The 22,441-nt window shown below is 55.8% G+C and carries 15 protein-coding genes; 8 read left to right on the forward strand and 7 right to left on the reverse strand.

Going from position 1 to position 22,441, the window contains the following annotated elements; all coding sequences use genetic code 11:
- Positions 1-176: 176 nt before the first annotated feature.
- The 4 genes from DW133_RS07080 to hemN all read right to left on the reverse strand — a co-directional run bounded on the left by DW133_RS07080 (position 177) and on the right by hemN (position 4,792).
- Entirely contained in the window at positions 177-1,055 is an 879-nt protein-coding gene (locus tag DW133_RS07080; protein ID WP_118275950.1) for an NAD(P)-dependent oxidoreductase, read from the reverse strand.
- A 15-nt stretch (positions 1,056-1,070) separates the two neighbouring features.
- Positions 1,071-2,609, reverse strand: a complete 1,539-nt coding sequence (sbcB, locus tag DW133_RS07085) for an exodeoxyribonuclease I (RefSeq protein ID WP_118275951.1) — start codon at positions 2,607-2,609, stop codon at positions 1,071-1,073.
- A gap of 132 nt (positions 2,610-2,741) precedes the next feature.
- Positions 2,742-3,227 carry a hypothetical protein gene (locus tag DW133_RS07090; protein ID WP_147408896.1) on the reverse strand — a complete coding sequence of 162 codons (486 nt, stop codon included), beginning with the start codon at positions 3,225-3,227 and terminating at the stop codon, positions 2,742-2,744.
- A gap of 161 nt (positions 3,228-3,388) precedes the next feature.
- Positions 3,389-4,792, reverse strand: coding sequence for an oxygen-independent coproporphyrinogen III oxidase (hemN, locus tag DW133_RS07095; protein WP_118275953.1), 1,404 nt, complete (start codon positions 4,790-4,792; stop codon positions 3,389-3,391).
- 363 nt (positions 4,793-5,155) lie between these two features.
- Between hemN and fnr the strand changes: the two genes are divergently transcribed.
- On the forward strand, positions 5,156-5,968 hold the full coding sequence (gene fnr, locus DW133_RS07100) for a fumarate/nitrate reduction transcriptional regulator Fnr (protein ID WP_118275954.1): 813 nt from the start codon (positions 5,156-5,158) through the stop codon (positions 5,966-5,968).
- A 250-nt stretch (positions 5,969-6,218) separates the two neighbouring features.
- Here fnr and DW133_RS07105 read toward each other — a convergent pair whose 3' ends face one another.
- Entirely contained in the window at positions 6,219-8,405 is a 2,187-nt protein-coding gene (locus tag DW133_RS07105) for an autotransporter outer membrane beta-barrel domain-containing protein (protein ID WP_118275955.1), read from the reverse strand.
- Between the two features lie 657 nt (positions 8,406-9,062).
- Between DW133_RS07105 and DW133_RS07110 the strand changes: the two genes are divergently transcribed.
- The 3 genes from DW133_RS07110 to DW133_RS07120 all read left to right on the forward strand — a co-directional run bounded on the left by DW133_RS07110 (position 9,063) and on the right by DW133_RS07120 (position 12,244).
- On the forward strand, positions 9,063-10,508 hold the full coding sequence (locus DW133_RS07110; RefSeq protein ID WP_158571146.1) for an MATE family efflux transporter: 1,446 nt from the start codon (positions 9,063-9,065) through the stop codon (positions 10,506-10,508).
- Between the two features lie 176 nt (positions 10,509-10,684).
- Complete coding sequence (fba, locus tag DW133_RS07115; RefSeq protein ID WP_118275957.1) at positions 10,685-11,749, forward strand: class II fructose-bisphosphate aldolase; 1,065 nt, start codon at positions 10,685-10,687, stop codon at positions 11,747-11,749.
- A gap of 90 nt (positions 11,750-11,839) precedes the next feature.
- Complete coding sequence (locus tag DW133_RS07120; RefSeq protein WP_118275958.1) at positions 11,840-12,244, forward strand: diacylglycerol kinase; 405 nt, start codon at positions 11,840-11,842, stop codon at positions 12,242-12,244.
- A 51-nt stretch (positions 12,245-12,295) separates the two neighbouring features.
- On the opposite strand, the gene DW133_RS07125 is transcribed toward DW133_RS07120, so the two are convergent.
- Together DW133_RS07125 and DW133_RS07130 are read right to left on the reverse strand one after the other, a co-directional pair.
- A complete protein-coding gene (locus tag DW133_RS07125; RefSeq protein ID WP_118275959.1) occupies positions 12,296-13,792 on the reverse strand; it encodes a glutamate synthase subunit beta in 1,497 nt (498 codons plus the stop codon).
- 12 nt (positions 13,793-13,804) lie between these two features.
- Positions 13,805-18,481 (reverse strand): glutamate synthase-related protein, encoded by a 4,677-nt coding sequence (locus DW133_RS07130; protein WP_118275988.1) that lies wholly within the window; start codon positions 18,479-18,481, stop codon positions 13,805-13,807.
- 424 nt (positions 18,482-18,905) lie between these two features.
- On the opposite strand from DW133_RS07130, the gene DW133_RS07135 reads away from it, so the two are divergent.
- The 4 genes from DW133_RS07135 to DW133_RS07150 all read left to right on the forward strand — a co-directional run bounded on the left by DW133_RS07135 (position 18,906) and on the right by DW133_RS07150 (position 22,437).
- Positions 18,906-19,589 (forward strand): YitT family protein, encoded by a 684-nt coding sequence (locus tag DW133_RS07135; protein WP_233542142.1) that lies wholly within the window; start codon positions 18,906-18,908, stop codon positions 19,587-19,589.
- Between the two features lie 150 nt (positions 19,590-19,739).
- Positions 19,740-20,630, forward strand: a complete 891-nt coding sequence (locus DW133_RS07140; RefSeq protein ID WP_118275961.1) for a phosphoribosylaminoimidazolesuccinocarboxamide synthase — start codon at positions 19,740-19,742, stop codon at positions 20,628-20,630.
- A gap of 99 nt (positions 20,631-20,729) precedes the next feature.
- On the forward strand, positions 20,730-21,236 hold the full coding sequence (gene purE, locus DW133_RS07145) for a 5-(carboxyamino)imidazole ribonucleotide mutase (RefSeq protein WP_118275962.1): 507 nt from the start codon (positions 20,730-20,732) through the stop codon (positions 21,234-21,236).
- 28 nt (positions 21,237-21,264) lie between these two features.
- Positions 21,265-22,437, forward strand: coding sequence for a 5-(carboxyamino)imidazole ribonucleotide synthase (locus tag DW133_RS07150; RefSeq protein ID WP_118275963.1), 1,173 nt, complete (start codon positions 21,265-21,267; stop codon positions 22,435-22,437).
- Positions 22,438-22,441: the final 4 nt, after the last annotated feature.

Below are 22,441 nucleotides of genomic sequence, written 5' to 3' on the forward strand. Positions count from 1 at the left end.
AATTGTAATAGGAATTATTCTCATTTCGCAACAATAGGCAGAAATCAGTGGAAAATCGTTGCATCTTTGACAAAAAGGCAAATCGGTTAGACAGTTTTACCTAGCGCGGAGCAGCAAAAAGCCCGCAACGAAACCAAGCTTCGAAGCGGGCCGAAAAATGATGGAAATGCGGACAGCTACGCTTTTTTACGCGGCAGACGCTTAATCAGCGAAGAGGTATCCATTCGCGCCGCCCCCATCGCCTGCAGTTCACCATAGAACTGATCAACCAATGCAGTCACCGGAAGCGATGAACCGTTACGTCTGGCTTCGGCCATGGCGATCCCCAAGTCCTTGCGCATCCAGCCGATGGCAAAACCGAAATCGAATTTGTCGTCGACCATCGTTTCGCCGCGATTGGCCATCTGCCAGGAACCTGCCGCCCCTTTTTCGAGCACTTTCAGAACCTTTTTCATATCAAGGCCCGCGTTCATGCCGAAAGCGATCGCCTCAGAAAGGCCCTGAACGGCGCCTGCCAACGCAATCTGGTTGACCATCTTCGCAAGCTGGCCGTTGCCTGCGGGCCCCAGATGCGTCACGTTGCAGGCATAAGCATCGATGACGGGCTTTGCCTTTTCGAACACGTCGAATGCGCCGCCCACCATCACGGTAAGAACGCCGTTGACGGCACCGGCCTGGCCGCCTGAAACGGGCGCATCCAGGAAACCCAGCCCACGCTTCTTGCAGACCGCAAAGAGCTCGCGCGCAAGATCGGCAGAATCGGTCGTGTGATCCACGAAGACCGCACCCGGCTTCATGCCGGCAAAGGCGCCCGAATCTCCCAACACAACGCTGCGCACGTCATCGTCGTTTCCGAGGCACGCGAACACGAAGTCGGCGTCTTTGACAGCCTCAAACGCCGTTTCCTTAAAAGCGGCGCCGTACTCCTGCAACCACTTCTGAGCCTTGGCGATCGTACGGTTATAAACCGTCACCTCAAAGCCCCTTTTGACCAGATGTCCGGCCATGGGATAGCCCATCACGCCGAGCCCCAAAAACGCGCATTTGATCGTCATTTGCTTCTCTCCTTTTCAGCCTTCAACCTGAGCGTATTCGGCCGCCTGATCGCCCCAGTCCCATAAGTCGGACAGCGTCTTTTCGATGGCCTCGTACCGCTCTTCGGTGATGCTGCCTTCGTTTAACAGAGTCTCGTAGCGGTCGCGTACGGAATCAATCTCTTCGAAATACTTCTCAAGCGTCGTCGTAGCAGCCCCTTGCTGCGTGAGCCGCTTGCGGCATTCGGCAAGCCACTTTTCCCGCTCGGCATCATTGAGCGTCTGCGGCGCACAGCGGGCACGCAGGCGAAACAGCAATTCATTGAGGCGTTCATCGTCAAAGTAGAGCCTTCCGTCGTGCACCTGCTCGGCGATAGTCTCAAAGTCGAGATTCAAAAGTCCCTGTGCACGAGCCCGATCGGCTTCGCTCACAAAACCGTCGTAGAGCGCCGTTTCGGGATCCTTGGGGCCTTCGCTTTCAAAACGCGCTTTGTTCTGTTCTTCAAAGATCTGCCATGCCTGCAGCACGGGACCTTCAATCATGCCGTGAAGACGCGTGAGCTTTTCGCCGAAATCAACCACTTGCCGCAGATCAATACCAAAGCGCTCGCAGACCGAACTTGACGCCACACGCAGATCCGCGCAGACAAAAGGACACTCGTTGATGCGCAGTCGACGCAACGCCAGAGGCTCTTCACCTTCTTCTCGCATGAAGGCCGGCGCAAAAGCACGTCGAGCAATCACTTCGGGCGATAGGCTCGTGAGCTGATCGGGATCCTCACGACAGTCCCAGACGAAGTATTCGTTTTGATTGTCGGGGTTTCGAGCAACCGGCATCACAAAGCGCAGGAAACCGCGCTCCTGTCCCGCTCTCGGATCGACCCACAGACAGGGACGACGCGTATCGAGCGCTTCAGCCACCTTGGTTTTGGTGCGATTGTTCAAAGCCCATTGCCACAGCCGCTGCTTTTTCTCAGCAAGGAATCGCGCAAGCGCCACCGTAGCCGACACGTCGCTCGAAGCATCGTGTGCGTGGCTGTGTTCAATGCCGTTGGCTGCCGTCAGTTTTTCAAGTTTGAAGGTTTGACGTTCGGGCTTGTCGGGATCGGTGCCGCGCACCTTGGGCCATTCCACGCCCTCGGGGCGAAGCGCCCAGACGGCAAGTACGAACGGGTACAAGTCCCAGCGCGAGCAGCCGTTTCGCCAAACGTGACTGTAGACGTCCAGAAGACTGCGCCAGAAAAGCGCGCGGTTGACCTTGTCGTCAAAGCCGATGCTGTTGTAGCCCACCGAAATGGTTGCGGGCGTGTTGAGTTCCTTAAAGACACGCTTGGCAAAATCAACCTCAGGCATGCCCTTTTCAGCGGCCGTCTGCGGCGTGATGCCCGTGAGCACGCAGGCCATCACTCCGGGCAGGTACTCCATCGAAGGACGGCAATAGAAAACATCGGCCTCGGCCACCGGTTCAAATTGAAGCGTCGTGCGCATGCCGGCAAACTGTGCCGGCCGATCGCGCAGCGTATCCAGCCCGAAAGTCTCGTAGTCGTACCAATAAAAAGTTGTGCTCTGCGTCATTTTTTTTGTCGGTGGGAAGCTTGATCCTCATTTTCGCTTCCCGAAATAAAAAAATCGCCGCGGCCTTTTTCCTGCGGCGACTTCAATTTAAGCAAATCCAGGCAAAACGCAAGCGTCCCTATCCTGCGTTTGCTACGGAGCAGTTTCCTGCTGGACTTCTTTCTGCTTGGCGGCATTGACAAGGCTTTGCAAATAATTGGCCGCGTACAAGGCAATCGTCTCGAGCTTGATGTTGCCGTCGGCCGGCACGGGACCGGAACCCCGCTGCAGCGCCTTGCCGTCAATTACAGCTTGGAAATCAAATGATTTGGCGACATTGTTTTCCGCTGTCACGCCGTAAAAGAGACATAAGCGGCATTCGGACGGAACCTGATCGTGGTTCACAACGCGCGTTTTCACTCCACGTTGTTTGAGTCCTGCCTCAATAGCCTGTACGAGACGATCGGAGCTCAATTGAGGATTTTGATGACGCACCACGCAGATCGTATCGATAGTGCCTCTTTGCGACTGTTCTTGCCGCTGTTCAGAGCCTTGTTGATCCTGCTGCAAAGCCGCACAACCGGAAAGCAACAGGGACGCGACCGACAGCAACACCAATGTTTTCAACGACTTTTGCATGAGGCCTCCTCCTCGCGACTGTTCTTTTCTTTCACTGCAAACTTGTCAGAGTTTAGCGAATCAAAACGCTGACAAAAGTGCAGGCTCGGCGGCTTTGCTTTGCCTGCCGACAGCCGTCAGCAACGAAACTCCTACGGCTGTCGGTTGCAACGTTTCTGCCATCAAGCGATTTTGGAGTAGCCGCCGGCTCGATCGGATTCGCGCAAGTAGCGGTCAAACTGCATGGCCACGGCACGAACAAAGATCTTGCCCTTGGGCGAAACGATGATCTTGTCGGCCGTGAGTTCGGCAAGCTCGTGCTTGACATAGGCCTGAAGCTTCTTCATTTCGTAGGCGAAGTATTCGTCGAACTTGATGCCGAATTCCTCTTCGATTTCCCGCTTATCGAGCTCAAAGCGACACATGATCGTCATGATGACGGCGCGGCGTAGCTTATCGTCGTCGTTGAGATCAAAGCCGCGGCAGGTCGCAAGCTTGCCCGACTCGATCGCTTCGCTCCAGGGCTCGATTTCGCGGGGGTTGCAGGCGTAGAGACCGTCGACGAACGAAATCGAGCTCGGCCCCAAGGCCACCATGTCGCACTCGGCTCGCGTGGAGTAGCCCTGGAAGTTGCGCTGGATGGTGCCGTTGACCTGAGCAATCGAGAGCTCATCGGTTTCCTTAGCGAAGTGATCCATGCCGATGTAGCGGTAACCGTGGCTCGTGAGCGTCTTGATCGCATCGAACATGATGTTGACGCGTTCGGCCGCTCCGGGCAGCTCCGCGGGAATGATGCGGCGCTGAGGCTTGAAGATGTTGGGCAGGTGCGCGTAGTGATAAAGCGCGATGCGATCGGGTGAAAGCTCAATCACCTGCTCGATCGTGCGGGCAAATGTTTCGCGCGTCTGACGCGGCAGACCGTAGATAAGGTCCATGTTAATCGAGCCGAATCCTTCGGCGCGGGCGCTTTCGAGCACTTCCTTGGTCATTTCGAAAGGCTGAATGCGGTTGACGGCCTTTTGCACGTCCGGATTGAAGTCCTGCACGCCCAGGCTCATGCGGTTGAAGCCCGCCTTGCGAAGCGTCTTGATCTTGGACGGAGGGCAGCTTCTCGGATCGACCTCAATGGAAAATTCGCCGCCTTCCTCAAACGGGAAGCGCTCATTGAGGCCCGCCATCAGTTCCAGAATTTCGTCGTCGTTTAGAAAAGTGGGCGTACCGCCGCCCCAATGCAGCTGCTCGAGCGTCTTGATGCCCGTGAGGTGTTCCTTGGCAAGATCTGCCTCCTTCAACAGGGTCTTAATGTAGGCCGCAGAGCGCGAGTGATCGCGCGTGACGATCTTGTTGCAGCCGCAATAGAAACACACGTCGTTACAGAACGGGATGTGGCAGTAGAGCGAAAGCTTGGCGGGCTTGGCAGCCTTTTCTCGGCGGGCGAGCGCGGCCTGGTAGTCCTCAGGCGTGATGCGGCCATGGAATCGGTCGGCCGTCGGATAAGACGTATAGCGCGGTGCGGGAACGTCGAATTTCTTCAAAAGAGCTTCATCGGGCAGCTCTACGCCGGCACGTGTGGGGTCGAAATCCATATTGAGAAACCTCGAAAATTTCTATGACAAAACGCAAACTTACCTGTTATGATTCAGTAATTAGCGAAACCTTTGACAACAATCAAATGTTTCGACGACAGTTTACTGCCGGCCTGAATCGGCTCTGCTCTTAGCGGCAAAGTCCCCTGGCTGCCGGCGGTTTTCGGTTGCCGGCCTTCCCGAAGGACGGGCTTTGGATGCTTGCGGCAGTGTAAACGCTGGAGATTATTCTTTCATTAGCACGCACGCCGTTTCAAATCCTAAGTCGCCACCCGGTTTGACACCGCCGACCGAAAGCCGTTGCAGCTCAGTGTGCTTGCCCGGAGCTCTTCCGCCGGGCCGTTTTGTTTGCGTTCGACCCATATGCTCAACAACCCCACGATCAACATGGCAACCCTTCGGGTAGCGTGCTCCAACTGCAACCTGCGCGAATTGTGCCTTCCGCTCGGCCTCACCCTCAAAGAAATCGAACGGCTCGAGGAGTTAGTGAGCACCCGAAAGCGCGTGCGCCGCGGCGAAGCTCTTTATCGTGCGGGCGACCGCTTTGATGCGCTCTACGCCATCCGCCTGGGTTTCTTAAAGAGTGCAGTCACGAGTTCCGACGGCCGCGAACAGGTGACGAGCTTTCACATGTCGGGCGACATCGTCGGTCTCGACGGCCTGGCCGGCATGGTCTACTCAAGCGATCTGATCGCACTTGAAGACACGGAAGTATGCATCCTTCCCTACGACAAGCTTCTTGAAGTCACGCAGAACATGTTCTCCATGAGCCAGCACTTCCAAAAACTGCTTGCCATGGAAATCGTGCGCCAAAACGGTGTGATGCTGCTGTTGGGCTCGATGCACGCCGAAGAGCGTCTGGCTGCCTTCATCCTGAACCTTTCGCAGCGCTTCGAGCAGCGCGGCTACTCGCGCAGCGAGTTTGTGCTGCGCATGACCCGCGCCGAAATCGGCTCCTACTTAGGCCTCAAACTCGAAACGGTGAGCCGCGTTCTGAGCCGCTTCTCGCACGACAACCTGATCATCGTCAATCAAAAGCACGTTCAAATCATGGATTTTGAAGGCCTGCGCGCCATTGTGAGCGGCCAAGCCTACAGCCACGAAAATCCGGGTCTGCACCGCATCGAGCCGGTTGCCCACCGCGGCGTCGACGACCTGGTCGGTTTGGAAGATTGATTTTTAAGAGTCTCTGGGTGAACTAGCCGCCTTTCTATTCAGAAAAATATCGGCAACATCACGGGAATCTCTGACATGCTTACCTTTGGAAGCGTTTGGGAACATCTACCGTAGTAGCATGCAAGATAAACCCGAGACCTTAAAAAATCTCGATAAAACGCAAGTGTCCCCGATTCCAGATGAATTCGAGGACACTTCGAAGCGAAAGGGGCACCAGATCAGAGTAAAGGCGCCCCGTTAACAGTTACGATCAGAAGACGTGGCGGATTCCAACGTTCCAACGCCAGTTCTCCTTCACCTCGCCGCCGGCATTTTTTTCCAAATCTACATATGTGTAGGTGCGATCGGTCAAGTTGAAGTTGCCACCAACGCCCACTTCATACCACGTACCTCCGAGATCATCGAAGAAACGTGCGTTCGCAGTACCATTGGTTGCGCGTGACTCCATTTCCCCCTGGAAATCATGCAAAACAGATGCTCGCAAATAGATCGTGCCTTTATTTTCCGGGAAATAAAAACCACCACGTACGCCAATACGACCAATCAGACTGTCAAAATCGTCCTGTTCAATCGTAACGCCATTTGCAGCCGAGAAGTCGTCGCCCAGGATCTGCCCATAGGTGAGTTCAACCTGCGGTTCCACAAAAGCAAGATCGGCCAGCGCAAGATGCCAACCATATTCAGCACTGACAGTCCAAGCGTTGTTGTCGTAGCTACCATTCATAGTACCAAGGGTAAAATCGGTGCTCATGCGGTTGTACTTGGCAATCAAATCAACAAACTGGCCGTTGTCAGCAAGCCAGGTACCATAGACAGCAAACCCATAAGAATCTGCATCAGCGCTTCCGTCACTGTAGCTAGCATCGCCATCGGTGTAAGTGAATGCACCACCCACCTTCCAACCGTATCCAATGTCATAGTCGGCACCGACCTGAATCGAGGTGCTCTTGCTGGTGACAGACTGACCGCCGTATTCTTGCTCTGAACCGTACATGCGGGCCCACGTACCGACACCTGCGGGACTGTCGCGCAGTTCACCCATACGCTTGGTAAGGTCATTCATTTCATTGCGCCAGCCGATTGCAGCCAAAGCATGAACAGACCGGTAGGCATCTAGGTTTGTATTGGACTTCGCGGTTACGTTGCCGTCAGCATCAACCGTAATTTCGCCCAAAATGCTACCCTGGTCAAAAACAGCCTCTTGGACATTTCCATCCTTTCCGCCGACAGAGATCTGATCTCTAACAAGATCCGCTGCATCATCAGCAGAGGCAAGTGTATCAGTCACGTTGTTCGTGAAATTAACAGAAACAGAAGAATTCTCGCCGGTAACATTACTGATCGTCACCAACTTTCCAGTCTCAGCAGTATGGTCGGATGTGATAACAACATTGCCTTGAGCATTCGTTACCGTAAGCGTGCGGTTGTCCTTGAGAAGCACAGAGGAATTGGAGTCACCGTTGTAGTTGGTGACGGAAAGGGCTCCATCCCCCGTAAAGCCCAGAGTAGAGTTTTCAAGAGTCAGGCTACCTAGGTTGGAATTGACCAAGTCGAGCGTTTCCTCAGTTGAGGTAAGGCCCGTAGCTGTGATGTTGGCATCGTCATTAAGTGCAACTTTGCCTTCGATGTGAGAATCCCCGGACAAAGCCAGAGTAAAGTTGGTTGCTTTAGAAGCCGTGATCGCCGTCCCACCGTTGGTTGCGATGATAGAACCAGCATTTTCAAAAGTTGAGTTGTCCTTAATATCTTCGGCCCAGACACCAACGGCACGTTCACCGTCAACAAGAATTCGTCCTCCGGCAGCATTTTTGAATTCCTGCAGGTCGGCGTTCTCTTTGTTCCAAGACATGCCCGCGCTATACACACCTGCCGTATCGCTCGTTTTAACTTCGATAGTGCCGCAGTTAACCATTGAGCCATTAGCATTGCTGTTGGCGTACATTCCAACACCGCCTTCAACAACAATCGTTCCATTATTAATAATCGTTGCACCTTCGTTGGCCCCCATGGCCTTTGTACCTTCAAACCAGGCGTCGGACTTTACATAAATGGTTCCTTTGTTGGTCAGAGTGGTTGTTACACCGTTGATATTACCCATGCCCTCGGCATAGTTACCGTAATTTCCACCACCGAGAACCCAGATTGTTCCTTCGTTAGTCAGATTCTGTCCATTTTGCAGAGCCGCCAACAAAGAAGCAGAAGTACCTCCTGCATTCTTCCACTGGGAGTAGACAACAGCCGTCTGATCCTTTTTAAGCCCATCCAGAAGCTGGTCATACACCTGAGTCCCAAGTTGGCCTTGAACCTGTGTTTCACCACTCATATTGGTTATGAGGTACGTTGGTTTTTCAGGTTCAGAAGGAATAACAGAAGAAAAAGCCGAAGTTGCAATAAAAGCGCTACCAACTGCGAGCGCAATTTGAGTCTTAAAAAGCATTTTTTCTCAATGAAAAAGATTAATCGGATGGTTGAGTATCTCTTTCTACCCCCCCTTCCCCTTGTCAAGATACTGTTGCGAGAATCAAACATTCATCCAACAATTCCGACCTTTAAGCTAAAGGCAATGTACAAAGCTCATCCGCCTCCCTTGTCCTGTGGAACAGTTCTTACATCGCGAACCACCTAGTTACGGCAGGCCTCATTCCCTGTTTCCTATCGTTAATGACAACTCTCGAGATTTCGTCTACAGAGCGCTTAGATAGACCCCAAACTCCCAGCAGGAACAGCAAGTCTCACCATGTGAAACCCTGAAGTATCTGTTCAATGGGTTCTCGTAGTCGGCAACCCTATGAAAAACCTTTTGATGTGGTTCTCTTCCCAAATAATGTCTCGACAACTTCGCTATCAAAAAAGTTAGTAATTTTTTTGATAGCGTTTTTGCTGAGAAAACATTTCGTGACAACGACGCCACTTTTTCTGATCAGTCCTGGACTGCAGATACTGAAGTATGTTTTCTAAGCAATTCTGCGTAGAATCCTCAGCACAGCAATCCGAACGTCGATTCAACCTGTGGGATATCGACGCCGAAGGTTTGAGGAGTCTTCCAAAGGCGCCTCCTTTCGCCCGGATTGCCTTTCCTCGAGTCTTTTTTCGTATGAGCGAAGCCGTCAAATCCAACGACAAAAACCCTGAAATCGTTCCGCACCACGCCGCCGAGCCCGATGTCAGCCTCGGGGCGCTTGCCAAACTCTCCGCCCCGATCTTCATCGCCAATCTGGCGTTGATGGGCGCAGCCACAATCGACACCTTGATGACCGGCAACCTCGGCAAAGAGCATCTTGCCGTCGTCGCTTTGGGCGGTGCGACCTCCGTCATGGTTCTTTTCGGACTGGTGGGCATATTGCAGGGGCTCTCCCCTATCGTCGGTCACCACTACGGCGCACGCAATTACAAAGCAATCGGCTTTGAACTTTCTCAAAACCTCTGGCTGGCGATTCTGCTGGGCATCATCGGCTGCGTATTGTTGTTGCAAACGGATTTTTGGACGAAATTCGGCGGGGTCTCGGGCGAGGTTGCTCGCATGACCTCGCTCTTTCTCGTCTTTTCCGCACCGGGTATTTTCGCGTCGATCGTCTCCCGAAGCTTCATTGCTCTGAATGCGGCGGTGAGCCGCCCTCGCGTGACAATGTACGTGAGCCTTTTGATGCTCGCCTGCAAGATACCGCTCAACTGCATCTTCATGTACGGCTGGCTCGGCTTTCCCGCACTGGGCGGCGCGGGTGCCGGGTTGTCGCTCGCTGTTGACGCGTGGCTGGCGCTCATCTGCTACATCGTCATCTACAAGGAGGACACCTTCTACGACAAGATGCGCGCCGAGCGCTTCTTCTGGCCTCAGATCAAGGCTGTTTTTGCTCAACTCAAACTCGGCGTGCCGATCGGCCTTTCGATTTTCTTTGAAGTGAGCTCCTTTACGCTCATGGCGATCTTCATTTCTCGCCTGGGTACGACCGATGTCTCCGCGCACCAGATCGTCGGCAACATCACCGCAACGCTCTATCAGATACCGCTTTCCATCGCCATTGCCGTGTGCGTGATGGTAAGCCAAGCGCTCGGTGCCGGCAGTCCAAAGGCCGCACGCGAGATCACGGTGCGAGGCCTGAAGGTAGCACTGGCCATCGCGGCCTGTTCTGTGGCCTTCATGTATTTCGGACAGGATTTCCTGCTGGGGCTCTACTCCAAGGAAACCGCAGTGACATCGCTTGCCGCTTCGCTTCTGGTATTCGGCATGATCTACCACATCACCGACGCCGCGCAGACGGTTTCGAATTTTGCGCTGCGAGGCTACCGCGTCACGATGCTTCCGATGATCATCTACGGCGTAATGCTCTGGGGTGTGGGCTTGGGCGGAGGCTACTATTTCGCCTTTGACGGCACGTTCCTTTTCGGGCAACCGCTGCGCGCCGAGGGCTTCTGGATGTGCACGGCCGTAGGCCTGTGTCTGGCGGGCGTCACGCTGTCGGTCATCGCACTTTGGGTTTCAAAAGTTCGCGTGGCCGACTCACTTGCTCACGGGCACGCCGCACTCAAAACCAAGAACTGATGGGAGCACCGGAAGCATCCTTGAGAGCGGCTCGTGACGGATTGCAACATTTGCTCTAGTTCCAAACTCTCTCTTGGTAGAATGCTTCTCAAATTCAAAGTAGGCGTTTCTTCGAAGCGCTCGTATTGTGTTGCGTCTTTTTCGGGACGCACGCCACGATTTAGGACATACACGACATGGCATTAGTGAGCATGCGCCAGCTGCTTGATCATGCAGCGGAAAACGGTTACGGCGTTCCCGCCTTCAACGTCAACAACATCGAACAAGTGCAGGCCATCATGACGGCTGCCGCCGAAGTCGGCGCTCCGGTCATCATGCAGGCGAGCGCCGGCGCCCGCAAGTATGCCGGCGAAGCGTTCCTGCGCCACATCATCGAAGCCGCCGTGGAAAGCTGGCCGGACGTTCCGGTTTGCATGCATCAGGACCACGGCCAGAGCCCGGCCGTCTGCCAGATCGCCATGCGCATGGGCTTTACGTCGGTGATGATGGACGGTTCGCTTATGAGCGACGGCAAGACCATTTCCTCCTACGAATACAACGTCGACGTCACCCGCCGCGTGGTTGAAAACGCCCACTGCATCGGCGTGTCCGTCGAAGGCGAACTCGGCTGCCTGGGTTCTTTGGAAACCATGAAGGGCGACAAGGAAGACGGTCACGGCACGGATGCGACCATGTCCCGTGAACAGCTTCTCACCGATCCCGATCAGGCCGCCGACTTCGTGCGTGAAACCCAGCTCGACGCTCTGGCCATCGCCATCGGCACGAGCCACGGCGCTTACAAGTTCACGCGCAAGCCCACCGGTGAAATTCTTTCGATCCAGCGCGTCAAGGAAATCCACGAACGTCTGCCCAACACCCACCTCGTGATGCACGGCTCGAGCTCTGTTCCGCAGGAATACCTCGCTGAAATCCGCGAATTCGGCGGCAGCATGCGCGAAACCTATGGTGTGCCCGTTTCCGAAATTCAGGAAGCCATCAAGCACGGCGTGCGCAAGGTCAACATCGACACGGACATTCGTCTGGCAATGACCGCCGCCACGCGCCGCTTCCTTTTCGAGCACCCCGAAAAGTTCGATCCGCGCGAATACCTCAAGAAGGCCCGTCAGGCCGCTTACGAACTGTGCAAGCAGCGCTATCTTGAGTTCGGTTGCGAGGGTCAGGGCGCCCGCATCAAGCCGATCTCGCTTTCCGTGATGGCCGCCAAGTACGATGCCGGCGAGCTCGCGCAGAAGGTTCAGTAATTCGGTCTTTGCGCCACAGTATTGCGGCCGCGGAAATTGCTTCCTCGGCCGCATTTTTTTGACGCTTTTTTTAACGCAGGAAATTTCGTTATGCCTCAGGATGCTCGTGACTTAAAAGGCAAAACCGGCATTCGGCGCCTCATCAACGCCACGCGCTACTCGCGAGACGGCTTTTTGAAAGCCTTTCAAACCGAAGAAGCCTTCCGCCAGGAATCCATTCTGTCCGTGATCGGCCTCGTTGCCCTCGTTTTCATCCCGGCCGCCTTCACGCTCAAGCTCTTTGCGGTTTTCGCCCTCGTGTTTCTGCTGGTGACCGAGCTCTTGAATTCCGCCGTTGAGGCTGCAATTGATCGCATCGGCCCGGAAATTCACCCCATGAGCAAGTACGCCAAGGATGCTGGCAGCTGCGCCGTGCTCTTTGCGCTCACGTTCTGCATCTTTGTGTGGTGCGTGGTGCTATGGGACGCTTTCGTCTCTCCGATCATGGCGCACTGATTCTGTTCCTGAGAGCTGCCGAGTTCGTATGACTCGGCAACTCTCCTGAAGTCACGCTCGGAAAGCCGGCAGCTCCGTCGTTCCCATGAGATAGAGATCCACGGCTCGTGCGCAGCGGCGTCCCTCGCTCATGGCTCGGACGACAAGCGATTGACCGCTTCGCGTATCTCCGCAGGCAAACACTCCTGCGACAGACGATTCAAACGGTCGAAGATCCGTCTCGGTGCCCGCCTTGGCGTTGCCCCGCGCATCGCGTTGAATGCCGAAGGCCTCCAAGAGTTCTTCGGTCGGATGTGAGAATCCCATTGCCAAAAACACGCGGTCGGCCGCAATCTCAAAGTCCGACCCGGGTTCTTGCGTGAGTCTCTTTGTGGCCGGATCCAGTCTCACTTTCACGCAATGCAGTCCACGCACCGCTCCCGAATCATTGACCAAAATCTCTTTGGTGGAAATTCCCCACAGTCTTTCGCAGCCTTCTTCGTGAGACGATGAGGTGCGAAGTTTCCGAGGCCAATCGGGCCACGTGGCAGCCTTATCCTCCTGCAGAGGCGGACACGGTCCGATGTCGAGCTGAACGATACTTTCGGCGCCCTGTCGCCTTGCGATGCCCACGCAGTCGCTGCCGGTGTCGCCGCCTCCGATGATGACCACCTTGCAGTCCTTGCAGGAAATCGGCGTTTCATCGAGTTCGCCTGAAACGGCACGGTTCTGTCCGATCAAAAGTTCCAGCGCGAAATGCACGCCCTTGGCTTCCCTTCCCGGCACCTTGAGATCTCGCGGCGTCTCCGACCCGCACGACAGAACAACAGCGTCGTAGTCACGCTTGAGTTTGTCTGCCGACACCGTCTTTTGGGCCTGTGAAAACACCCCCTGCGAAAACGACTTGACGCCGACTGCGGTACCGAACTTGAACGCAACGCCCTCGGCCTGCATCTGCTCGATGCGTCGATCGATGAGATCTTTGGGAAGCTTAAAGTCCGGAATGCCGTAGCGCAGCAAACCGCCCGCTTTCTCGTTTTTCTCGTACACCGTCACCTTGTGCCCGGCTCGCGCCAACTGCTGCGCACAGGCCAGACCCGCAGGGCCCGAACCCACCACTGCCACGCGCTTGCCCGTTTTGACCAGAGGCTTGACGGGCTTGACCCAACCCGAAAGCCACGCACGATCAATGATGGCTCGCTCAATGGTTTTAATGCCGACGGCAGCGTCTTCGAGGTAATACTGCGTGCAGCCGGCTTCGCAAATGGCCGGACACACGCGGCTTGTAAATTCCGGAAAACTGCTCGTCGAATTCAGGCATTCCCAGGCGGCTCGCCACTTGCCGTCAAGCACGAGACGATTGAAGTCCACCGGTCGGTTATGCAGCGGGCAGCTTGCCGAACAAAACGGCGTACCGCAATGCAGACAGCGCATCGATTGTTGATGAATCTGCTCGTCATCGAGAGCAATCGTGAAGTCTCCGAAATGCTTGATGCGCTCTTCCACGCTCTGGTGACCGAACTCAATGCGCTGCAGCGGTGCATTCGGCTGATTTTTGTTTACGGTCATTGTCGTCTCCTGTTATTGCCGACCGGCACCGGCCAAAAGCGCTTCCTTGTACTGAAGCGGCATCACTTTCACGAAACGCGCGCGAGCATTGCTCCAATGCTCAAGCAGTTCTGCGGCCAATTTGGAGCCCGTAAACCGCGCGTGGCGCTCAATGAGCTCCTTTAAGAGCTCTTCATCGGTCTTGCCGAGATGCCATGTACGCGAATCGCCCGAACGCTTCTGCTCGGATTTCGCGACAACTCGCTCAAGCGCAACCATCGACGTGTTGCAATGCGACTCGAAGTCGCCCTCGGCGTCAAACACATAGGCCACCCCGCCCGACATGCCCGAAGCAAAGTTGCGCCCCGTTTTGCCGAGCACCACCACAGTACCTCCCGTCATGTATTCGCAGCCATGGTCCCCCGTGCCTTCCACAACGGCGCTTGCTCCCGACAGACGCACCGCAAAGCGCTCGCCTGCGACACCGTTGAAATAGGCTTCGCCAGAAGTCGCTCCGTAAAGCGTCGTATTGCCGGCAATGATGTTTTCCTGCGCTTTGCCATGAAAGTCGTCTCCCGCCTTCACGATGATGCGGCCGCCCGAGAGCCCTTTGCCGACATAGTCGTTGGCGTCGCCTTCGAGCACCATCGTCATGCCGGGTACCGCAAAGGCCCCGAACGACTGACCGGCCGTCCCTTTGAACGTCAAGTGCACCGTATCGTCGGCCAACCCCTGTGCGCCGTACAGATCAACGATTGCGTGCGCAATCTGCGTGCCCACCGTACGGTTGATATTGCGTATGGCGTAGGTTTTACGGACAGCATGACCTTGCCGGATGTGTCGATCAATTTCGGCAAGAATTTGTGCGTCCAGACTCTTTTCGAGATCATGCTTTTGGGCCAAACGATGGCGCCGTTCCTCAGGACGGCTCTGCGGCCTGTACAGCACTCGGGCAAGATCGACGCCTTGAGCCTTCCAGTTGTCAATGTCGTCTCGCTGCTCCAGAAGGTCACTGCGTCCGATCAACTCTTCAAACCGTCGAACACCCAGCTGCGCCATGATTTCACGTACCTCTTGGGCCACGAAGAAGAAGTAGTTGACCACATGCGAGGGCTGCCCTTTGAAGCGTTTCCTCAATTGAGGATCCTGCGTGGCAATGCCGACAGGACACGTGTTGAGATGACACTGGCGCATCATCAGGCAGCCTTCGACCACCAAAGGCGCCGTGGCAAACCCGAACTCGTCGGCGCCTAGCATGGCCCCGATCACCACGTCGCGCCCGGTCTTGATCTGTCCGTCGACCTGCAGCACCACGCGCTCGCGCAGCTTGTTGACGACAAGCGTCTGCTGCGTTTCGGCCAATCCCACCTCCCAGCAGCTTCCGGCGTGCTTGACGGAAGAAACGGGGCTTGCGCCCGTACCGCCGTCGTGTCCGGCAATGACAATATGGTCGGCCTTGGCTTTGGCAACGCCTGCGGCCACCGTTCCCACGCCCGTTTCGCTCACGAGCTTGACCGAAACATCGGCCTTGCCGTTGGCGCACTTGAGGTCATGGATGAGTTGCGCCAGATCTTCGATCGAATAGATGTCGTGGTGCGGCGGCGGAGAAATCAATCCCACGCCGGGCACCGAATAGCGCAGTTCGGCAATGTATTCGGTCACCTTGTGTCCGGGAAGTTGTCCTCCTTCACCGGGCTTGGCGCCTTGAGCCATCTTGATCTGAATCTGATCGGCGCTAGCCAGATATTGCTCGGTCACGCCGAAGCGACCGCTTGCCACCTGCTTGATGCGCGAGCGCAGACTGTCACCGTCTTCGAGCTCGATGTCGGCCACAATGCGATCATGTCCGAGAACATCGGCAACCGTCATGCCTTTTTTGACAACGGAGTGTCCCGCCTTGAGTTCGGCCTCATAGCGTTTCGGATCTTCACCGCCTTCGCCTGTGTTGCTCTTGCCTCCGATGCGGTTCATGGCAACGGCAAGCGTCGCATGAGCCTCCGCAGAAATGGAGCCCATGCTCATCGCGCCCGTCGCAAAACGCTTGACGATGTCCTTGGCGGGCTCCACCTCGTCAATCGGAACCGGAGTGCAGTTTTCCGTCTTAAAACGCAACAAACCGCGCAGCGTCATCTGCCGACGGCTCTGATCGTTGATGATTGATGCGTACTCCTTGTAGGTCTGATAGTTCTTCTGGCGAGCCGCTCTCTGCAGCTTGACGATCGCCTCGGGCGTCCACATATGCTCTTCGCCGTCGGCACGCCAGGCGTATTGGCCGCCTGAATCCAATTGCGCCTTGATCGGCATGCGTTTGGCGTAGGCTGCGTCGTGCCGCTTAACCGCCTCCCGCATGACGTCAAACAGCCCCAAACCTTCGATTTTGGACGGTGTGCCGTGAAAATAACGGTCCACAAACTCGCTGTTAAGGCCGACGGCTTCAAAGATGCGGGCTCCGCGGTAGCTCATGACCGTGCAGATGCCCATCTTGGCCATTACTTTGGTGAGTCCCTTGCCGACGGCCTTGACGTAATGCGACACCGCATCCTCAGGCGAAAGCCCTGCCAAGGGAGCCGCCTTGCGGATCAGTGCCAAACTCAGATACGGATGCACAGCTTCGGCGCCGTACCCCAAAAGCAGCGCAAAGTCATGCGTCTCGAAAACCGCCCCCGAGTGCACGATCAGACCCGTATTTGTGCGCAATCCTTCCCGGATAAGATGCTGATGCAGCGCGCTTAAAGCCAGAAGAACCGGAACGGCCACGCGCTCGCGGCTCACGTTTTCGTCGCTCAGAATAAGGATGTTGTAGCCCTCGCCGATCGCATCGACCGCCTGCGCGCAGAGACTTGCCAGATGCGCCTCCACGCCGCTGTCGCCCCAGGCGGCCGGGTAGGTGATGTCAATCTCGAAGCTGCGGAATTTTCCTGCCGTGTGCTCGTCAATCGTGCGCAGCTTGGCCATATCGTTTTCAACAAGCACCGGCTGAAAAATTTCGATCCGCCGCGGCGGGTTGACATTGTTGACATCCAGGAGATTGGGCTTGGGGCCGATGAAGCTCATGAGGCTTGTCACCAACTCTTCTCGGATCGGGTCGATCGGCGGATTGGTGACCTGCGCAAAAAGCTGTTTGAAGTAGGCAAAAAACGACTGCGTTTTTTGAGAAAGAACCGGAAGAGCCGCGTCGTTTCCCATAGACCCGGTAGGCTCCATTCCCTTGGTAGCCATCGGCATCAGAACGACGTCTACGTCTTCCTGAGTCATCCCGAATACGCGCTGCAGCTCTGCCAATCGGTCGTCGGCCATCGGCGCTTGAGCGGTTGACTCTTCATCGGCGCTGAGATCAGCCAAACGCAGATTGAGTCGCTCCACCCACTCTCGATAAGGCTTGTCGAGCGCCACCTGATTCTTGATTTCTTCGTCGGAAATGATGCGGCCCTGCACCGTATCGATAAAGAGCATTTTGCCCGGCTCAATGCGCCATTTGCGGCGAACGCGTCCTTCCGGAATGGGCAATACGCCCACTTCAGAGGCCAACACCACCGTGTCGTCTTCCGTTTCGATGTAGCGCGCCGGTCGCAGACCGTTGCGATCGAGCATGGCACCGATCTGTACGCCGTTCGTAAAGACCAACGCCGCCGGCCCGTCCCAGGCTTCCATCATCGGAGCATGGTAGGCGTAGAACGCCTGCCGATCGGCATCCATCGTCTCGGAGCGTTCCCACGCCTCCGGCACCAGCATCATCATAGCCTGCGGCAGCGAATAGCCCGCCATTACGAGCAGCTCAACGGCATTGTCCAAGCTGGCCGTATCGGATTGCCCTTCATAGATGAGCGGCACGAGCTTTTTGACGTCGTCTCCCAAAACGGCCGACTTCCAGACGTTTTCCCGAGCGCGAATCCAGTTGTAATTTCCCTTGACGGTATTGATTTCGCCGTTGTGTGCGATATAGCGATACGGATGAGCCAAGGCCCAGGCCGGAAACGTATTGGTGGAAAAGCGCTGATGCACGACGGCAACGGCGCTCTTGCAAGCAGGGTTTTGCAAATCCCTGTAGTAGCGTCCGACCTGATCAGCCAAAAGCAAACCTTTGTAGACCACGGTGCGCGTACTCATCGAGGGTACGAAATACTCGCCGCCGTGTTTGAGTTTCAGTGACTGGATTCGATGCGAAGCACTCTTGCGAATCACATAAAGCTTGCGCTCAAGGGCATCCTGAACCATCACGTCGGGGCCGCGACCGATAAAGATCTGACGAATAACGGGTTCGGAGGCCCGCACCGTCGGGCTCATTTCCATCGTTTGATCCACGGGCACGTCGCGCCAGCCGAGCACCACCTGGCCTTCCTTTTTGACCATGCGTTCGAGCTCCTGCTCGCAGGCTTGGCGGGAAGCGGGCTCCCTCGGCAGAAAGATCATGCCGACGCCATAGTCGCCGGGCGCCGGGAGTTTGACTCCGAGCGCTGCCATTTCTTCACGATAAAACGCATCCGGAATCTGAATCAGAATGCCCGCACCGTCACCGCACAGGGGATCGGCACCGACGGCGCCGCGATGATCAAGATTGTGAAGGATGAGCAAAGCATCTTCAATGATCTTGTGCGATACATGTCCCTTGATATTGGCCACAAAGCCGACACCGCAGGCGTCGTGCTCGGCATCCGGACGATACAGGCCTTTTGCGGCAGCCTCCTGCCGCACGGCTTGCGAACTAGCCATGAAGTTCTCCCTTTTGTTCGAGTTTTTTTGTTCCGGCACTGGAAAGCTTTTTTCGGCCCCGAGGAAGGCTCCGAATCGTTGTTTTATCTGGCTTTCCGAGCCAAGTTTTCTTACTGTATCGGAGATAAAGAATGCCGCAATAAAGGAATTGGTCGCTTGACAAGTTAATTGCCAAAGGCCTGATTTAGCCCAAATTTATTATTGAATTCCTCCTACAAGGTTTTATGCAGTTGGTTTCATACGCACGTATCCGCACGATTAACGAAACATCCAATCACAACACGATCGCAATGTCACAAGATCTCGCATTTGAATGAGTGCTTAACTTAGTCGGAACAAACCGAGTCGGATTGATCCGACTAAATGTGTCAACAGAACAGAGTGAGCCTCGCCGTACAATGCGGCGCAAACGGAGCAACTAACTTTGACCATCAACAACCAGAATTCAACCGACACAAACGCCACCTCACAGTCCAATCGAAAGCATCTGCCGTTTCGCATTTTTATGCTGCTGTTCGGCACGGCTTGTGCCTCTTTCGGTATCGCGCTGACGACGACGTCGGGTTTGGGCACCACACCGATCAGTTCGGTTCCGTGGACGCTGACCGCCATTACCGGTCTTTCCTTCGGCACCACCACGTTTCTCATCAATCTTCTGTTCTATTTGATTGAAGCGGTGCTGCTTGGAAAAGCCATGCCCAAGTGGAACATCCTGCAAATTCCGGCTGTGCTTGTTTTCGGCATCTTCATTGACCTCGGCATGGCTGTTGCCAAACTGATCGAACCAACATCGTGGCCAGCAGGTCTGGTCATGAGCCTGGCCGGCAACCTGTGGCTGGCCGTCGGCATCGTGCTGCAAGTCCGATCCAAAACTTTGGTTCAGCCGGGCGAAGGTGCAGTGCTCGCCATTTCTGTGGTGACTCGGAAAGCCTTCGGAAGCATCAAGGTGTTTTTCGACTGCTTTCTCGTTTTGTCGGCCGCCGTTTTGGGCTTTTTCGTTTTGAATGAAATTGTCGGCATCCGCGAAGGCACACTGATTTCGGCCGTTCTGGTCGGCAGTCTTGTCAAAGGAATTTCGAAGCTTTTTCCTGAAAAAAAGAAAAACTGAGCGAATGCGCACTTTTGTGTAAGCGAGAAGAGCGCTTTGCGCTTAAAATTAAGCGGCTACAGTGCGGTTCATTCCACGGGCTTGGATGCGACTTCAAGCTCGCGATCACCGTGCGTCGATTTTCATTTTCCTTGACGGAGACAATCGGACATGCCCGATATCATGCAGACCTCCATCAAGAGCCTTCCTCTGGTCTACCGCGGCAAAGTACGTGAGTGCTATGCCGTCGGCGAAGACAAGCTCTTGATGATCGCCACCGACCGCATCAGCGCCTTTGACGTCATCCTTTCCGTACCGATTCCCAAGAAGGGCAAGGTGCTCACGGCTTTGACCAACTTCTGGTTTGAAAAACTTGCCGAAGGCATGCCCACGCAGCTCACCGGCATCGATCCCGAAACGGTCGTCGCCGAAGATGAGCGCGAACAGGTCCGCGGCCGTGCCATGGTCGTCAAGCGCTTAAAGCCCATCCTCATCGAATGCGTTGCCCGCGGTTACATCATCGGCGGCGGCTGGAAGGATTACCAGGCCACCGGCTGCGTGTGCGGCATCAAACTGCCCGAAGGTCTCAAGCAGGCCGAAAAGCTGCCCGAACCGATCTTCACGCCGGCAGCCAAAGCCGAAGTGGGCACTCACGACGAAAACATCAGCTTTGAAAAGGTCGTCGAGCTCTATGGCGAATCGATTGCCACGCAGTTGCGCGACCTCACGATCTCGCTCTACAAGAAGGCCGCCGACTTCGCCGCCACCAAGGGCATCATCATTGCCGACACGAAGTTTGAATTCGGTCTGGACGAAAACGGTCAGGTGTGCCTCATGGACGAAGTCCTCACGCCCGACAGCTCGCGCTTCTGGCCGGCCGAAAGCTACGAAGTCGGCATGTCGCCTCCCTCTTACGACAAGCAGTTCATCCGCGACTGGCTTGAAACTCAGACGTGGGACAAGACGCCGCCCGCTCCGGTGCCGCCCGCTGAAATCATCGAAAAGACGGCTGCCAAGTACCGCGAAGCGCTGGTGAAGCTCTCCGGTAAAGATGTTGAATAATTTCGATATCCGGATTTTTTAACCGTCTTTGATCGTGCGCCCGGGCTTGCCAAAGCCTGAGCGCACCTTTGCTTTATTGATCTCGAAAGAAGTTTTGTCATGACTGAAAACACTGCGCAAAAGCCCGTTGTGGGCATCGTGATGGGCTCGGACTCCGACTGGGCCGTGATGCAGAATGCCGCTCTTGTTCTCAAGGACATGGGCGTTGCCTATGAAGCCCGCGTCGTGAGCGCCCACCGCATGCCCGACGAGATGTTCGAATACGCTGAAACCGCCAAGGAACGCGGCATCAAGTGCATCATCGCCGGTGCAGGCGGAGCTGCTCACCTTCCGGGCATGATTGCCGCCAAGTGTGTCGTTCCCGTTCTGGGCGTTCCCGTTCCTTCCAAGTACCTGCGCGGCGAAGACAGCCTTCTTTCGATCGTTCAGATGCCCAAGGGCGTTCCCGTGGCAACATTTGCAATCGGCGAAGCCGGCGCCGCTAATGCCGCGCTCTACGCCGTGAGCATCCTTGCGGTCACCGATGAGGCGCTTTACGCCAAGCTGCAGGCCTTCCGTAAGGCACAGAACGAAAAAGCCCGCAACATGACTTTGCCCGCTCTCTAATCAAACACTTTCCACTGCCATCGTTTGTATGCAAGCCAATTTCCCTCTTCCCCCCGGCTCCGTTCTCGGTCTTCTCGGCGGCGGCCAGCTCGGCCGCATGTTTGCGCAAGCCGCCGCAAGCATGGGCTACAAAGTCAAAGTGCTCGAAAAGGGCGAATGCCCCGCTTCGGAGGTGAGTGCCTATCACATTGACGCCGCCTACACCGACAAGAAGGCCATTGAAGAGCTGCGTCAAACGACGGCGGCCGTCACCACCGAGTTTGAAAACGTGCCCGCCGAAGTGCTGAGCGCCTTGGCAGCCGACGGCGCCTGCGTCACGGCTCCGGCCTCCCACGCCGTGGCAATCGCCCAGGATCGCATCGATGAAAAGACCTTCTTGCAAAGCGTTGCGGGCGTCCCCGTGGCACCCCACGCCGCGCTGTTGTCGGCCGACGACGCGGACTCCCTGGACGCATCGCTTTTCCCGGCAATTCTGAAGACCGCCCGCATGGGCTACGACGGCAAAGGCCAGAGAAGCGTCAACAACATCGCCGAAACCAAGGCCGCCTTTGCCGAACTCGGCAACCGCGTGTGCATCCTCGAAAAGAAGCTTTCGCTTGCAAAAGAAGTCTCGGTGATCGTCGTGCGTTCGCTCACCGGTGAGACCGTCACGTTTCCCTTGTTTGAAAACGTGCACCGCAACGGCATTCTCGCCACAACCGTTTTCCCGGCCCGAGTAACCGACGAGGTGAGCCAAAAGGTGCGCGACTACGCCGCACGTATTGCCGAAACGCTTCAGTACAAGGGCGTTTTGTGCATTGAATTCTTCGTCCTCACCGACGGTTCGGTTTCGGCAAACGAAATGGCTCCGCGTCCGCACAATTCCGGTCACGTCACGATCGAAGCTGCCGTCACCAGCCAGTTCGAGCAGCAGGTTCGCGCCATGGCCGGTCTGCCCTTGGGCGACACGTCGGCGTTGTGCCACGGTGTGATGCTCAACCTGCTGGGCGACCTGTGGTTTGACGAAAACGACAATCACCGCGAACCCAACTGGGCAGAACTTCTCAAAATCGAAGGCGTCAAGCTGCATCTCTACGGCAAGGCCGAAGCTCGCCGCGCCCGCAAGATGGGCCACGTAACGGTGCTCGGTGCCACACAGGAAGAAGCACTTTCGCGCGCCAAGCGTGCCGCTTCGGTTCTGGGTCTTCCCGAACCTCTGTAACGGA

Source organism: Sutterella sp. AM11-39 (assembly GCF_003472385.1).
GTDB lineage: Bacteria > Pseudomonadota > Gammaproteobacteria > Burkholderiales > Burkholderiaceae_F > Duodenibacillus > Duodenibacillus intestinigallinarum.